The organism is Schaalia odontolytica, from assembly GCF_005696695.1.
Lineage (GTDB): Bacteria > Actinomycetota > Actinomycetes > Actinomycetales > Actinomycetaceae > Pauljensenia > Pauljensenia odontolytica_C.
This window is the reverse complement of record NZ_CP040006.1, coordinates 1616194-1630399: the sequence shown is the minus strand read 5'-3', so window position 1 is coordinate 1630399 and position 14206 is coordinate 1616194. Positions and strand designations below refer to the sequence as shown.

The 14206-nt window shown below is 65.5% G+C and carries 11 protein-coding genes; 7 read left to right on the top strand and 4 right to left on the bottom strand.

What is annotated here, in order from left to right:
• Positions 1-236: 236 nt before the first annotated feature.
• The 4 genes from FBF35_RS07160 to FBF35_RS07145 all read right to left on the bottom strand — a co-directional run bounded on the left by FBF35_RS07160 (position 237) and on the right by FBF35_RS07145 (position 6051).
• Complete coding sequence (locus FBF35_RS07160) at positions 237-2288, bottom strand: ABC transporter ATP-binding protein (protein WP_060567599.1); 2052 nt, start codon at positions 2286-2288, stop codon at positions 237-239.
• Positions 2289-2298: 10 nt separating this feature from the next.
• Entirely contained in the window at positions 2299-3198 is a 900-nt protein-coding gene (locus FBF35_RS07155; protein WP_060567600.1) for an ABC transporter permease, read from the bottom strand.
• Positions 3195-4154, bottom strand: a complete 960-nt coding sequence (locus FBF35_RS07150; RefSeq protein ID WP_060567601.1) for an ABC transporter permease — start codon at positions 4152-4154, stop codon at positions 3195-3197. Before FBF35_RS07150 ends, FBF35_RS07155 begins: the two co-directional genes overlap by 4 nt.
• 79 nt (positions 4155-4233) lie before the next feature.
• Complete coding sequence (locus tag FBF35_RS07145; RefSeq protein ID WP_060567602.1) at positions 4234-6051, bottom strand: peptide ABC transporter substrate-binding protein; 1818 nt, start codon at positions 6049-6051, stop codon at positions 4234-4236.
• 249 nt (positions 6052-6300) lie between these two features.
• Between FBF35_RS07145 and FBF35_RS07140 the strand changes: the two genes are divergently transcribed.
• From FBF35_RS07140 to FBF35_RS07110, 7 genes are all read left to right on the top strand, one after another.
• Positions 6301-7449, top strand: a complete 1149-nt coding sequence (locus FBF35_RS07140) for an ROK family protein (RefSeq protein WP_060567603.1) — start codon at positions 6301-6303, stop codon at positions 7447-7449.
• Positions 7446-8903, top strand: a complete 1458-nt coding sequence (locus tag FBF35_RS07135) for a M81 family metallopeptidase (protein ID WP_060567604.1) — start codon at positions 7446-7448, stop codon at positions 8901-8903. The genes FBF35_RS07140 and FBF35_RS07135 overlap by 4 nt, the downstream gene beginning before the upstream one ends.
• Positions 8900-9832 (top strand): ROK family protein, encoded by a 933-nt coding sequence (locus FBF35_RS07130; protein WP_060567605.1) that lies wholly within the window; start codon positions 8900-8902, stop codon positions 9830-9832. The genes FBF35_RS07135 and FBF35_RS07130 overlap by 4 nt, the downstream gene beginning before the upstream one ends.
• Positions 9829-10509: a copper homeostasis protein CutC gene (locus FBF35_RS07125; RefSeq protein WP_065427126.1), complete on the top strand. Its 681-nt coding sequence runs from the start codon at positions 9829-9831 to the stop codon at positions 10507-10509. The genes FBF35_RS07130 and FBF35_RS07125 overlap by 4 nt, the downstream gene beginning before the upstream one ends.
• A 75-nt stretch (positions 10510-10584) precedes the next feature.
• On the top strand, positions 10585-11358 hold the full coding sequence (nagB, locus tag FBF35_RS07120) for a glucosamine-6-phosphate deaminase (protein ID WP_007590223.1): 774 nt from the start codon (positions 10585-10587) through the stop codon (positions 11356-11358).
• Between the two features lie 134 nt (positions 11359-11492).
• Complete coding sequence (locus tag FBF35_RS07115; protein WP_034464295.1) at positions 11493-11825, top strand: DUF3039 domain-containing protein; 333 nt, start codon at positions 11493-11495, stop codon at positions 11823-11825.
• Positions 11822-13564 (top strand): DEAD/DEAH box helicase, encoded by a 1743-nt coding sequence (locus FBF35_RS07110; protein WP_003790028.1) that lies wholly within the window; start codon positions 11822-11824, stop codon positions 13562-13564. Before FBF35_RS07115 ends, FBF35_RS07110 begins: the two co-directional genes overlap by 4 nt.
• Positions 13565-14206: the final 642 nt, after the last annotated feature.

The window sequence follows — 14206 nt, the reverse complement described above, 5'->3', positions numbered from 1 at the left end:
CCCCTTCTGATCGGGTGGAATCTTCCCTAACGGGTTGAATGCTCCCGATCAGGTGGAATGTTCCCGCTGGGGCGCATCCTGTCTGAGGCGCCGCGAAGGGCGCCAGGAGGGCGACGCAGCCCTGCGCCCTTCAGACGCGCATAACGGCCCGGCGATGTGGATGCCGCACATAACGTTGCCCCCGGCTCGCATCAGCGGGCCGGGGGCAACGCATGGAGTTCGCATGAACGTGTGTGTTAGGCGTTCACCTCTTCTTTGACGCTCAGCGTCAGGAGCGGGTGGTGGCACGCCACGCGGTGCGTCTCATCCGTGAGCATGGGCTGCACCTTGCACTCCTCGCCAGCGAACGGGCAGCGCGGGCGGAAGCGGCAACCCTCGGGCGGGTTGACGGCGCTCGGCGGCTCGCCGGTGAGCTTGATGGCACTCTCGTCGTGCTTGAACTCGGGGTCCGGCACGGGGATCGAGTCGATGAGCGCCTTCGTGTAGGGGTGCTTCGGGTTCTTGACGACCTCGTGTGCGGGGCCCTCCTCGACGATGCGGCCCAGGTACATGACGCCGATGCGATCGGCCATGTACTGAACGACCGCCAGGTCGTGGCTGATGAACAGGTAGGACAGGCCCAGCTCCTGCTGCAGATCCTTCATGAGGTTGAGGACCTGCGCCTGGACGGAGACGTCAAGCGCCGAGACGGGCTCGTCGGCCACGATCAGGTCGGGAGCCAGGGTCAGCGAACGGGCGAAGCCGAGGCGTTGGAGCTGACCGCCCGAGAACTCGTGCGGGTAGCGGTCCAGGACCTCTTCGGTCAGGCCGACCTGCTCGAGGATCTCCATGATGCGCTCGGCGATCTGGCGAGCGTTGCCGGTCTTCTGGATGCTCATGGGCTCGGCCAGGATCTGGTCGATGCGCATGCGCGGGTCCATTGCCGCGTAGGAGTCCTGGAACATCATCTGCACGTCGCGGTGGATGCGCACAGCGTCGCGTCCCTTGAGCGTGGCGAGGTCGCGTCCGTCGAGTTCGATGGCGCCGCCCGACGGGGGCTCGAGGCCGGCAATGAGGCGACCCACGGTGGACTTACCGCAGCCGGACTCGCCGACGAGGCCGTAGGTCTCGCCCTTCTTGACCGTGATGGACACGCGGTCGACGGCGGAGACGACGCCCTTCTCGCGCTTGAAGAAGCCGGAGCCTGCCGACTCGTACTCGCGCGAGGCCTCCTTGACGTCGAGCAGGACGTCGTGGGAGATCTGCGGGACATCCGAGGTCGTTTCCTCGGCCTTGGTGGAATCCAGCTTGCCCTGGAGGACCGCGGGGGACTCGTCGCCCTCCTGCACCGGGTGGAAGCAGGAGAAGGTGTGGGTATCGTCCCCGCTCAGGTCCGGGTAGCCGGCGCGGCACTCGTCGGTGGCCCACAGGCAGCGGGCCGCGAAGCGGCAGCCCACCGGCAGGTTGGTCAGCGACGGGGGAGCGCCCGGAATCGAGAAGAGCTTGGTGCCTGCTGCGAGCGCACGCTCGGGCAGTGCCGCCATCAGCGAGCTCGTGTAGCGGTGCTTCGGCTCGGTGAACAGCGTCTTCGTCGGCGCGGTCTCGACGATACGACCGGCGTACATGACGGCGACGCGGTCGGTGTGACCGGCCACGACACCCAGGTCGTGGGTGATGAGGATGACGCCCATCTTGTACTCGTCGCGCAGCTCGTCGATGAGGTCGAGGATCTGCATCTGCGTCGTGACATCCAGGGCCGTCGTCGGCTCGTCCGCGATGAGGATGCGCGGCTTGCAGACGAGGGCCATGGCGATCATGACGCGCTGACGCATGCCGCCCGAGAGCTGGTGCGGGTAGTTATTGATGACCACCTCGGGACGAGGCATGCCGACGCGCTTGAGGATCTCGACGGCGCGTGCGAGTGCTTCCCGCTTCGAGAGCTTCTCGTGCACGCGCAGCGGCTCGCACACCTGAAGACCGATCTTCATAGTCGGGTTCAGGGAGGTGAGAGGATCCTGGAAGATCATGCCGACCTTGGTGCCGCGCAGCTTGCGCTTCTCCTTGAGGGGCAGCTGGGTGAGGTCCTGGCCGTCGAGGATGATCGAGCCGGAGGAGACCTTGCCGCCCTGGGGGAGCAGGCCCATGAGGGACAGGGCCGTCATGGTCTTGCCGGAGCCGGACTCGCCCACGATGCCCAGGGTCTCGCCCGGGTTCACGTGCAGGTCGACACCCGAGAGGGCGCGAACCACGCCGTTGCGGACCTCAATATCGGTGTGCAGATCTTTGATCTGAAGGAGTGGAGTATTCATAGTTCAGTGCTCACCTCTTGCGCAGTCGAACTTCGAAGGCGTCACGCAGGCCGTCGCCAATGAAGTTGAACGACAGGACCAGGAGGATGATGAGGACGCCCGGCGGGTAGAGCAGCCACCAGTTGCCCGAGTAGACGTGCGACTGGCTGTTGGAGAGCATGGCTCCCCAGTCGGTGGCGGGAGGCTGCGCGCCCAGGCCGAGGAACGACAGGTAGGCGACGTAGAGGACGGCGTCTGCGACCTGGAAGGTCGCGTTGACGATGACGGTGCCGATCGTGTTACGGACGATGTGCGTCCGGATCGCTCGGGGCATCGAGCCGCCCATGCCACGCATCGCGACGACGTACTCGCGCGTGCGCAGGGACAGGGCCTCGCCTCGAATCAATCGGGACGTTCCCAGCCAGGACAGGGCCGACATGATGATGATGAGGACCGGGACGGTCGGCGGAATCATCGTGGCGATCAGCATGAAGAGGAACAGGACGGGCACGGACATGAGCGCGTCAACGAGGCGCATCATGATCGCGTCGATCCAACCGCCCACGAAGCCGGCGATCGCGCCGTACAACGTGCCGATCGTAGTGGCGAAGATGCCGGCGAACAGGCCGACGATGATCGAGGTCTGTCCGCCCTTCATGAGGCGTCCGAGCTGGTCGTAACCGACCATGTCGGTGCCAAGCGGGTGCTCGGCTGAGGGAGGCAGGGCCGAGTTCGACAGGTCCGTGTGGATCTGGTCGGTCACGTAGAACATCGGGCCGATGAACGAGAAGGCCATCAGGATGAGGATGAGGCACACGCCGAAGACGGCGAGCTTGTTCTCCATGAAGACCTGCAGGCCCTGCAGCTTCGTCGACTTGCGGGCGGTGCGCGCCTTGGCCGGCGCGGCGATGGGTGCGGTTGCGGTGGTCATTTGGCACGTCCTGCCAGTCGGATACGGGGATCAGCGAGGGCGTAGAGGAAGTCTGCCAGGAGTGCGCCGATGACGGTCGCGAAGGAGACGATCAGGGCGACGCCGAGGAGAATCGGGTAGTCGCGCCTGCCGGTCGCCTGGTAGTACAGGTAGCCCATGCCGTTGAAGTTGAAGAGCGTCTCGATAACCAGGGCGCCACAGAACATCGCGGGGATGTACAGGCCGATCATCGTGATGACGGGGAACATGGCGTTGCGCAGCGTGTGAACGAAGACGACGCGGAACTCCGACAGGCCCTTCGCGCGAGCGGTACGCACGTACTGCTCGTTGAGGTTATCCACCATCGAGGAGCGCACGTAGCGCGCGTAGGCGGCGATCGTGCCGATCGACAGGGCACACACAGGCAGAACCAGGTGATCCCACTGTTCCCACATGACCGACAGGGCCTCGCCCTGCGGAGCATCGTTGGGCAGGATCGGCCACACCTGGGAGAAGAGGACGATGAGGAGCAGGCCCGCAAAGAAGATCGGCGTCGAGTAGGCCAGCAGACACGCGATCGTCACGATGTAATCGGGTGCTTTATTTCTCTTGACGGCCTGCCACACGCCCAGGGGGATCGCGACGATGAGAGCCAGGATGGTGGACAGGAGGGACAGGAAGATGGTGCGCGGCAGGCGGGCGGCCAGCAGGTCGTTCACAGACTGGTTGTGCTGGTAGGAGTAGCCGAAGTCGCCGTGCGCAATTTTGGTGACGTAGATTTTGTATTGCTCGAGGATGGGCTTGTCGTAGCCGTTTTCGTGGTCGAAGGCCGCGAGCTGTTCTTGGGTCGCATCCTTACCGAGTGCCGCTCGGGCTGCGCCGCCCGGCTGAGACTGGAGGAGGATGAAGGTGATGATGGTGACCAGGAAGACAACGACGACTGCCTGGCCGAGGCGTTTGAGGATGAATTGGATCATTGCGAACTCCACAGTAAGGGGGCAGGCGCCCGCATGTGCGGGTGCGGGCGCCTGCCCCGTGAGGCGTCAAGGCGAAGGTTTACTTACCTTCGGTCGACCACGACCAATCCTCGGGCCAGGTGTCGCCGGTGGCGTCGAGTTCGCCCAGGTCGAGCGTCTTCTTCACTGCGGTGATCTGGTAGTACGGGTTGGGCATCCACAGAACGGGGAGGTCCTCCGCGAGGTAGTCGTTGTATGCCTGGAGAGCGTTGGGCTCGGAGGAGCGGGTCGACTCTTCGATGAGCTTGTCAGCCTCGGGGTTCTTGTACTGGCCGAGGTTGACGGGAGCGTCAGAGGCGAAGAGGCGCTCGCCGGAGGCGTAGATCGGGAAGCCCCACGAGGTCTGGGATCCGAAGAAGGACATGTCCCAGGTGCAGGGGGTCTCGTCGTCACATGCCTGCGAGGCACCGACCGAGTCGGGGACCTCGTTCATGTCGATCTTGATGCCGAGCTTGCCGAACTGGGAGATGATCTCCTCGAACATCTGGTGCGTGGAGACGAAGCCCGACTGGGAGACGAGCTTGAAGCTCAGCTTGTCGCCGGCCGCGATGCCCTCGCCACACTGGTTGGCGCCGGTGCCGGGGTTCTCGCAGGTGGTTTCACCGTCGGGCACGACCTTCCAGCCGTGGTCCTCGAGGAGCTTCTTGGCGGCTTCCGGATCGAACTTGTAGACGCAGCCCTCGGTGGTGCCGGTCTTCTCGGCGGGCATCGGGACGGGGCCACAGGTCGGGGAGGCGGTGCCGGACCAGATCTTCTCAGACAGGGTCGGCTGGTCGATCAGCTGCTGCATCGCCTGGCGGATGTACTTCTGGTTGATGAACTTCGAGCCGGGGGCCTGGGGTGCGAAGTTCAGGGCCAGGTAGGTGATGGAGTTGCCGGGCCACAGGAAGACGTTGTAGCCCTTGTCCTCGACGGCCTTGCGCTGGTTGTACTGCGCGGCCGGGATGTAGCCGAAGTCGATGGCGCCAGAACGCACGGAGTTGAACTCGGCGTCGTCACCCGTGAAGGCCTTGTAGATCAGCGCGTCGATCTTGGGCTTGTCCTCGCCCCAGTAGTTCTCGTTGGGGACGAGTGTCAGGCCCTGGTCGGGGGTGAATTCCTTGAGCTTCCAGGGGCCGTTCACCGTCTGCCACAGCGGGTTGGTGGCGTAGGAGGACAGGTTCTTGGCCTCGCCCTGCAGGTAGGCGAAGACCTTCTGGGCGCCCTCGGGGGTGCGGTCGAGGTCGGAGACGGCCTCGTCGGCGCTGGTCTTGTCCCAGGCGTGCTGGGGGAGCAGAGCGACCTTGTTGATCTGGTTGTCAATGAACCAGGCCGGGGCGAACTTGGTCTCGGTGGTGATCGAGAACGTGTGCTCGTCGATGATCTTCAGATCGGCACCGTCGGGGAAGAAGCCCTTCTTGTACGAGGCCCATTCGTCCTTGTTGTTGGTGACGAGGTTCCACCAGAACTCAACGTCGCGGGTGGTGACGGGCGTGCCGTCGGACCACTTGGCGTCGTCGCGCAGCTTGATGGTGTAGGTCAGGCCGTCCTCAGAGACCTCGGGAACGGTGCCCAGGGACTTGGGGAGGTTGATCTTGTAGGGGGTTTCAGAGGTGGACTTGTAGGCGAAGAGCGGGCGGTACATCGCCTGGATGAACTGGCCGTTCTCGCCCTGCGTGTAGCCCTTTGCGGAGACCGGGAAGATCCAGTTGGGGGTACGCGAGGCCATCGTGACCTCGTTCTTTCCGGTTTCCGAGTTGGCTGCCTGGCCACCGCCGCTACTGCTGCTGCTGCCGCCACCACAGGCGGACAGGCCCAGGGAGGCGACCATTGCGAGGGCCGCGCCGGTGACCATCCACCGCTTCTTTCTAAGGTTCATGACTGCTCCAAATCAACGTTGATCGGGGACACTGACGGATGACAACCCTGTCAGATGACGTTCATCATATGACAGTTTGTCGGCGAATGTTGCCACTTTGGCCAAAATGTGGAATGTTACGAAAAAATAACAAGATATTTCGGCGAAAGAAGTGTCAGACTTTCTTCGGTGGGGCATAATGAATCATGTTCTCAACGATGAGCGCAGTGTAACGTTGTAGTTACTGCATACGTACTTAGAGGAGGTGTCATGGCCACGCATGATGTCGACGAGACCGTCCTGACGCTGATTGGGTCCGGTCAAGCAGACACCAGGCCCGCGATTGTCAAGCAAACGGGCCTTGCACCATCAACGGTGTCGGCCGCTGTGTCTCGCCTCGTCGAAGCCGGGGTCATCGCGGAAGCGGAACACTCTGTTTCCACGGGCGGGCGGCGTGCGCGCCGCCTCGTCACCTCCGACGGCGCCGGAGCACTCGCCCTCGTCGAGCTGGGAGCCCACCACGGCCTCGTCGCCCTGACGGACCCCACCCGCGGAGTCGGGCAGGCCTCGAGCCTCCTTATCGACATCGCGGAAGGTCCCCAGGCGGTACTCGACGCGGTCATGGATGAGGTATCCCGCCAGGAAGAAGCTGCCGGCGTGCGGGTCGGTGGTATCACCCTGGCGGTCCCTGGTCCCGTGGACGCGGAGCGCTCTCGCGTGATCCGCCCCGCCCGCATGCCCGGGTGGGACGGCATCAACGTCGCCGAGGCCGTCACCGAGCAGTGCGGGCTGCCCGCCCTCATCGAAAACGACGCGCGCGCGGGAGCCATCGGCGAATCCGTCTACCGGCGTCGTCTTCAGGGCGTGGCCCCCATCGACACGCTTATCTATGTCAAGGCTGGCTCCGCCATCGGTGGCGCCTACCTCGTCGATGGCGTGCCGCAGGTGGGTCAGGGCGGACTGGCCGGGGATATCTCGCACATCCCCGTCGAGGCCGCCGCGGGCCGCCCCTGCAAGTGCGGCAACGTCGGATGCCTCGAAACGATCGCGTCCGCCGACTCGATCCGAGCAGACCTGGCCGCAGCAGGCCTCGTCTATGAGAACAACGCACAGCTTCTGGCCGCAGCACGCGACGGCATCCCCGAAGTTGCGACGGCCATCCGCCAGGCGGGCACCCTCCTGGGCCACTGCGTCGCCCACCTCGTGTCCTTCCTGGCACCCCAGGGAGTCATCGTCGGTGGAGCACTCTCCGCCGTCGACGCTTTCACCGCCGGAGTGCGCGCTGCGCTCCACCAATCCTGCCTCCCCTCGATCATGGAACACCTCGTGATCGAATCGTCTCGATCAGGGCGCGAAGCGGCGCTCTGGGGGCTCTCGACACTCACCCCCTCGAAGATCTCAAAGGAGAATCGCTCATGACCAAGCCCCGCATCGCGGTTGCCGGCATCCACATCGAATCCTCGACGTTCACCCCCTACATCTCGACCGCCGACGACTTCATCGTCACCCGCGGCGAGGAGCTGATGGACCGCTTCTACTGGCGCGACGAGGACTGGGCCACCCAGATCGAGTGGATCCCCGTCCTGCACTCGCGCGCCCTGCCCGGCGGCGTCGTCGAGCGCAGCGCCTACGACGCCTGGAAGGCTGAGATCCTCGAGGGCCTCGCCGCTGCCGGCCCGCTCGACGGCCTCTTCTTCGACATCCACGGCGCCATGAGCGTCCAGGGCATGGACGATGCCGAGGGCGACCTCATCAACGCCATCCGCGGCGTCATCGGCCCCGAGCCCATGGTCAGCGCCTCGATGGACCTGCACGGAAACGTCTCCCAGGACCTCTTCGACGGCTGCGACATCCTCACCTGCTACCGCCTCGCACCCCACGAGGACGCCCTCGAGTCGCGCCGTCGCGCCGCCTACAACCTGGGCATGCGCCTCCTCAACGGCCAGCCCAAGCCCGTCAAGGCCCTGGTCCACGTCCCCGTCCTGCTGCCGGGTGAGAAGACCTCGACCCGCATCGAACCCGCCAAGTCCCTGTACAAGATGATCGACCCCATCGAAGCGATGGACGGCATCCTGGACGCCGCGATCTGGATCGGCTTCGCGTGGGCCGACCAGCCGCGCTGCAAGGGCGCGGTCGTCGTCACGGGCGACGACGCGGAGCTCGTCAAGGAGCAGGCCGAGCGCATCGGCCAGTACTTCTGGGACGTGCACGACCGCTTCGAGTTCGTCGCCCCCGTTGCCTCCATGGAAGAGTGCCTGGCAGCCGCCGAGGAGGGCCCCAAGCCCTTCTTCATCTCCGACTCCGGCGACAACCCGGGCGCCGGCGGTGCCGACGACGTGACGGTCGCGCTCGCGGCCCTGCTCGCATGGAAGCCCGTCCAGGAGGCCACGCTCGACGTCATCTACGCCTCGATCATCGATCCCGCCGCGGCCGCCGTTGCGTGGGAGGCTGGCGTCGGCGCCGAGGTCGACCTCGAGGTCGGCGGACACATCGATACCCGCGAGCCCGGAACACTGAACGTCCACGCCACGGTCGAGGCCCTCGCTGACGACCCGATGGGTGGCCACACCGCGCTGCTGCGCACGGGCGGCCTGCGCTTCATCATCACGACGAACCGCAACCAGTACACGATGTACAGCCAGTTCGAGCTGCTCGGCGTGGATATCACCACCGCCGACGTCATCGTTGTCAAGATCGGTTACCTGGAGCCCGACCTGTACGAGACCCAGAAGGGCTGGCTCATGGCGCTGACCCCCGGTGGCGTCGATCAGGACCTCATCCGCCTCGGTCACCACAAGATTGAGCGCCCGATGTTCCCCTTCGATCCCGATATGGCAGATCCCGATCTGCATGCTCAGGTCGTCGTACCATGAGCGCCGTCAAGGATTCTGAGGGCCCGGTATTTGCGGGCATCGACATCGGCGGCACATCCATCAAGTGGATGATCGTCGATGAGGCGGGCGCGATCCTCACTCAGGGAAACGAGCCGACCAACCGCGAGGCCGTGGCCACTCAGGTGGGACGAATCGGCGCGCGACTCGCGAGTGACTATCCGGGATTGGTCGGTTTCGGCCTGATCTGCCCCGGCCTCGTCGATGAGGAGAGCGGGACCGTCGTGTACGCGGCGAACCTCGAGCTGCGCGGCGTCCAGCTGGCCCGCGCGGTTGAGGACGCCACGGGCGTGCCCGCCGCACTCATGCACGACGGGCGCGCCGCCGGCCTGGCTGAGGGACTCCTCGGCGCGGGCCGAGGGGCTTCCTCCTTCCTCATGATGCCCATCGGTACCGGCATCTCCGTGGCTCTCATGCTTGGGGACAACCTGTGGAGTGGCGCGACGTTTAGCGCCGGCGAAGTTGGGCACGCGCCCGTCTTCCCCGGTGGTGAGTCCTGCCGCTGCGGGTCGCGCGGGTGCCTGGAGGTCTACGCCTCGGCGAAGGGCATCGCGAGGCGCTACGAGCAGGCGACCGGCGAGGATATCGGTGCGAAGGCTGTCGAGGCTGGCATCGGTACCGACCCGGTCGCGACCGAGGTGTGGGACACCGCGGTTCGCGCACTCGCGCTCTCCCTCACCCACATGACGCTCACCGTCGACGTCGAGCGCATCATCATCGGCGGCGGCCTGTCGCACGCGGGCGAGAACCTGCTGGCGCCGCTGCGCGAGGAATTCGCTTCGATGCTGACATTCCGTGACGCTCCCGAGATCGTTCGCGCCTCCCTCGGGGGAGCGGGCGGCCGCTGGGGTGCCGCGATCCTGGCTGCCCGCGTGGGCGGCTCGACGTGCTACGAGAGGTGGCAGCCGTGACGACTGTAGAGATTTGCGTGGAAGATGCCGTGGGCGTGCGCCGTGCGCGCGACGGGGGAGCGGATCGCATTGAGATCTGCACCGACCTGTCGTGCGGCGGCCTGACCCCCGCATTCGACGAGGTGGCCGCTGCCCTCGAGGTGGCGCCCGCTGGGGGAGTTCAGGTGCTCGTGCGCCCGCGCCCCGGGGACTTCGTCCATACGCGGGAAGAGGTCGACCGCATCGCCTCCGATATCGTGACCCTGTCGTCGATCGGTCGTGGATCGGACGTGCGCCTCGGCTTCGTCGTTGGCGTCATCACTCGCGACGGGCAGATCGACGTGAACGCGGCCGCGCGCCTGCGGGACACAGCCGAGGACGCACCGCTGACCTTCCACCGTGGATTCGACCAGGTCGTGGATCAGGATCGCGGTCTCGACGTTCTCATGGAACTCGGGTACGACCGCGTGCTGACGACGGGTGGGGATCCGGCCGTCGCGCAGCCGGACGCCCTCGCCCGCCTCGTCGAGCGCGGGGGAGACGACATCATCATCCTGGTGTCGGGTGGCCTGCGCGCTCATAACGTCGCCGAGGTCGTGGCTGCCTCGGGAGCGCGAGAGGTCCACATGCGAGCCCCCGGAACCTCGGGAACCGATCGGGCGGAGGTCGAGCGAATCGTCGCTGCCCTGCACGGATAACCCAGATCACACGTTTTCAAAAAATCTTCATCGATTCGTCTGACAAATCGACGTCAGCAGTGTAAGGTTAAACACATGAGAATTGGAATTTTCAACGACGAAGATCAGATCGCATCCCTCGCAGCGGACCGCATCCTCGAGGTGTACCGCGCTAAGCCGAACTTCGTGCTCGGCCTGGCCACCGGCTCCTCGCCGCTGAAGCTCTACGCAGAGCTCGTGCGCCGCTACGAGGCCGGTCAGATCTCCTTTGCCCAGGTTCGTTCCTACAACCTCGACGAGTACGTGGGCCTGCCCCGCGACCACTACGAGGGCTACGCGAACTTCATCCACCGCAACCTCGTCGACCTCGTCGACATGCCCGAGGGTGCGGCACACGGCCCCGACGGCTGGTGCGATGACCTCGAGGCCGGCGCTGCCGCCTACGACGAGGCCATCAAGGCCGACGGCGGTATCGACATCCAGGTCCTCGGCATTGGCTCTGACGGCCACATCGGCTTCAACGAGCCCGGCGGCACCCTCGCGTCGCGCACCCACGTGGGCGTCCTGACCGAGCAGACCCGCCGCGACAACGCCCGCTTCTTCGATGGCGACATCGACCAGGTTCCCACGCACTGCGTGACCCAGGGCCTGGGCACGATCATGGACTCGCGCGCCCACATCTTCATCGCCACGGGTGAAGGCAAGGCCGACGCTGTCAAGGCTATGATCGAGGGCGGCGTCACCCAGCGCTGGCCCGCGTCCATCCTCCAGCACCACCCCGACGTCACTGTGCTCCTCGACGAGGCTGCCGCCTCCAAGCTCGAGCTCGCAGACTTCTACAAGGAGGTCTGGGAGAAGGAACACCTGTGAGATAGGTTCCCCACCCGACTTCGCCCCGGCCTCGTCAATGCGAGGCCGGGGCCTTATTGTGAGCGTCGCTTCTTCGCTCCCGGCGCACGCGTGCCACCCGTTGGAAGGACCCCCAGGCACGTACAATGGACCCCATGCGTAATGCCCTCGACGAACCCACCGGCCCCTCCGCGCCCTCCGGTCCCTCCACCGCGTCCTCGACCGGTCTGCTGGAGCGTACCGAGACCCGCAAGGAGCGCACCGGCGGGGACGGCGACCGCTTCGCCCACTTCGTGCGCAAGGACAAGGCAAACTCGTCCATGGTGACGGGACAGCCCGTCGTCGCCCTGTGCGGCAAGGTGTGGATCCCCACCCGCGACGCCTCGCAGTACCCGGTGTGCCCCACCTGCAAGGAGCTGCGCGACTCGATGGGAAAGAACGGGCGTAACTGGCCCTTCTCCGACGGCGGAAAGGGCTCCGACAAGTGAGCGAGACGACCCGGCGCGCACCCGTTGGCAGGTTGCGCGCCTGGCAGGCCGCTGCCCTGGATCGCTACATGGCGACCTCCCCGCGCGACTTCCTGGCGGTCGCAACGCCGGGCGCAGGTAAGACGACCTTCGCCCTGACGCTTGCGACCGAACTGATCGCCCGCGGCATCGTTGACAAGCTCACCGTCGTGTGCCCCACCGAGCACCTCAAGGGACAGTGGGCCTCGAGCGCGGCGCGCTTCGGCATCCACATCGACCCCGACTTTACGAACTCGCAGGGCGTTGCCGGCTCCCACTTCGACGGCGTGGCCGTCACCTACGCGCAGATTGGCTCCAACCCGGCCGTTCATGCGGCGCGCACCCGCGCCTACCGTACCCTCGTCATCCTCGACGAAATCCACCACGCCGGCGACTCCCTGTCGTGGGGCGACGGCGTGCGCGAGGCCTTCACGGACGCGACGCGGCGCCTGGCGCTGACGGGCACGCCCTTCCGCTCCGATACCTCTCCGATTCCCTTCGTCACCTACGAGGAGGACGAGGAAGGCATCCGACGCTCGCGCGCCGACTACACCTACGGCTACGGCGATGCCCTCAAGGACGGCGTCGTTCGTCCCGTCCTGTTCATGTCCTACTCGGGGCAGATGGCCTGGCGCACCAGCGCGGGCGACGAGGTCAGCGCCCGCCTGGGTGAGCCCCTCACCAAGGACATGATGAAGCAGGCCTGGCGCACCGCGCTGGACCCGAAGGGCGAGTGGATTCCCGCCGTCCTGCGTGCCGCCGATATGCGCCTCGAAGAGGTGCGCCGCGCCGTGCCCGACGCGGGAGGTCTCGTCATCGCCTCCAACCAGGAGCACGCGCGCGCCTACGCCCGCCACCTGCGCCTGATCACCGGCAAGGCCCCCACGATCGTCCTGTCCGACGACGCGGACGCCTCCGACCGCATCTCCGAGTTCGCCGACTCCACCGACAAGTGGATGGTCGCCGTGCGCATGGTGTCCGAGGGCGTCGACGTGCCCCGCCTCGCGGTCGGCGTCTACGCGACGAATGCCTCCACGCCGCTGTTCTTTGCCCAGGCCATCGGCCGCTACGTGCGAGCCCGTCGCCGCGGTGAGACGGCCACCGTCTTCATCCCCTCCGTCGTGCCCCTGCTGACGCTCGCCGGCGGCATGGAGGTCGAGCGCGACCATGCGCTGGACCGGCCCAAGCGTGACGAGGCCAGCGAAGACGACATGTGGAATCCCGAGGATGCCCTCGTCGCGGCCGCGAACCGCGAGGAGAAAGCTTCCTCCGACCTGCTCTCGCAGTTCGAGGTCCTGGGGGCGGACGCCGAGTTTGACGGTGTCCTCTTCGACGGTGCCGCGTGGGGCGCGGGCGCGGAGGTCGGCTCCGAGGAAGAGCAGGAATATCTGGGTATTCCCGGCCTGCTGGACGCCGATCAGGTGACGACCCTGCTGCGCGCCCGCCAGGCCGACCAGGTTGCCGCCCAGAAGAAGACCCGCGCCGCGCAGAAGATGCGTGAAGAAAACGCCGGAATCCCCGCCCACAAGCTGCGTGCCGCCAAGCGCAAGGAGCTTCAGCACCTGGTTTCTACATGGTCGCGCCGCTCCGGCGAGACCCACGCGACGATTCACTCGCGCCTGCGTTCGCGCTGCGGCGGCCCCGAGGTCGCCCAGGCCACGACCGAGCAGATCGAGGCCCGCATCGCCCTGCTGCGCGAGTGGTTCGTCGGCCGCCACTGACCTTCGGTTCCACAGCATCCGCTCCGCGTCAATCTGCCACTAGATAGCGAATGCGCGATTGACAGGATTCAACCCGATCGGGAGTATTCAACCCGATCAGAAGGGGTTGAATCTTGCTGATCGGGTGTCAGACCCCATCGGTAATAAGCCCTGTCGTGGAAAACCGGCCCGAGAGACGCTCCGGCAAGCCTAGTGCTGCACTAGATGCAGCAGCAATGCACTAGTTAGGAGGGCATTGCACTGCCTTCTATCTAGTGCAATGCTGCGCCAAGTAGTCCACTGCTGCTTAGCTACAAGCTCACGTGCGGCAGGGGAAGCCCCAATGTGTCGTTACATTGCTGTCAACCAAGCTGCGGCAGGCAGTACTGTGCCGTTTAGGGAGCATTACACCAGTTAGGGAGCAGTACACCACTTCCGAGCTGGTGCAATACCCTGCTAAGTGGTGTAACACCGCTTAGCAACAAGCCGCACTGCGGGGACATGTGTGAGTTCGTCATTGGTGACGTGGTGAGCCTGATCCTCCCGACCTGCATCGGGCCGACGCTGAATACGAAAGACACGATCGTCAGGATTCAACCTGATCGGGAGCATTCAACCCGATCAGAAGGGGTTGAATCTTCCCGATCAGGTGTTACACCCCAT